General features: G+C 56.4%; 1 pseudogene. It reads right to left on the bottom strand.

Features of this window, described 5'->3' with window-relative positions:
• Positions 1-1,678: pseudogene (locus OB13_RS18980) on the bottom strand (hypothetical protein); the annotation flags it as partial.

The raw sequence follows: 1,678 nt of genomic DNA, 5'->3' as shown, positions 1-1,678 counted from the left end.
CGAAGTCTGGAACGTAATGCCGTCTTTGCTGTAGGTATAGGGAGCCGTGCCGCCTGTTACTGTTCCTACCGTGATCGAGCCGTTGGCAGCGCCGCAGGTAGAAGCCAGGGTTGTGCTGGTAAATTCAGTCGGTATGTTCTTGTTCACTTTAACCGACGTCGTCACCTGGCAACCGTTCGCATCTTTCACCGTCAGGGTGTAGTCTCCGGAAGCAAGACCGGTAAAGGTGGTGCTGCTCTGGAAAGTCGTGCCGTTGATGGAGTAGGTATAAGGCGCTGTGCCGCCGATCACCGTTCCCGCCTTTATGCTGCCGTCGTTGTCGGCGCAGGTAGCAGGTTGTGAAGAAGCCGCCAGTTCGGATGGCCCGGCGATGTTGGTAATGGTAACAAACGCAGCGTAGGTACATCCATTGGTATCCTTCACCGTAAGGGTATGCTGCCCGGCCGCTAAGCCCGGGAATACAAGCCCGGTCCGGAAGTTCACGCCATCGATGCTATAGGTATAGGGAGCGGTTCCGCCCGTCACACCCGTTATCGTCAGCTCTCCGTTGCTGCTTCCGCACGTCGAAGGCTTCATGCTGGCCGCCAGGTTAGCAGGTCCGGCTACATTTTCCACCACGATCTTTTTAGCGATGGTACAGCCGTTGGCATCCTTTACCGTGATCGTTTGCTCTCCCGCCAGAACGCCTTCAAAAGTAGTCGCTGCCTGGAACGTGGTGCCGTTGATCGAATAGGTATAAGGAGCTGTGCCACCCGTTACTGTTCCTACTGAAATGGATCCGTTGGCGCTGCCGCAGGTCGAAGCAACACTTGCCAGGATTACATCTTCAGGGCCTGGAATGTTCTCGATTACCACGGCCTTGGTGAAGGTACAGCCGTTGGCGTCTTTTACCGTGATGTAGTTGGTGCCAGCCGCCAGACCCGTCAGGGTGGCAGCGGCCTGGAAGTTCACGCCATCTTTGCTGTAGGTATAGGCAGCAGTGCCGCCCGTTACCCCGCTCACCGTCACCTGCCCGTTGCTGCGTCCGCAGGTAGCAGACTGACGTACCAATACAAAGTCAGCCGGTCCGGAAATATTCGGCACAACCACTGCTTCTGTGTAGATACAGCCGTTGGCATCCTTCACCGTCACCTGGTACTCGCCTGCCACCAGCGCGGTGAAGGCAGCGGATGACTGGAAGTTCGTACCGTTCAGGCTATAGGTATAAGGCGCTGTGCCTTTGCTAACAGATGTGATCGTCAGTTCGCCGTTGCCGGTGCCACAGGTAGTGGCTTTGACAGTAGCCACCAGGTCATCCGGTCCGGCCACATCCGTTACCTGTACTTCGCGGGTATAGGTACAATCGTTGGCGTCTTTTACGGTGATGGTATACGTACCCGCTACCAGGCCTGTAAAGGTAGCAGCGCTTTGGAAGGCACCACCATTCAGGCTATAGGTATAAGGGGCATTTCCTCCGTTCACCCGGTTTACAGCCAGGCTGCCGTTGTTGCTTCCGCAGGTAGAGGCGACCGAAGAACTCACAAAACTGGCAGGTCCTTCTTTGTCTACGCTCACCGATGCCGTCACCTGGCAGCCATTCGCGTCTTTCACCGTGAGGGTATAGTCTCCGGAAGCCAGCCCCGTGAAGGTAGTGCCGGTCTGGAAGGTGGTGCCGTTGATCGAGTAGGTATAAGGAGCC

The organism is Pontibacter sp. HJ8, assembly GCF_054824225.1.
The sequence above is the reverse complement of the archived record's forward strand: the minus strand, read 5'-3'. Positions and strand labels throughout refer to the sequence as shown.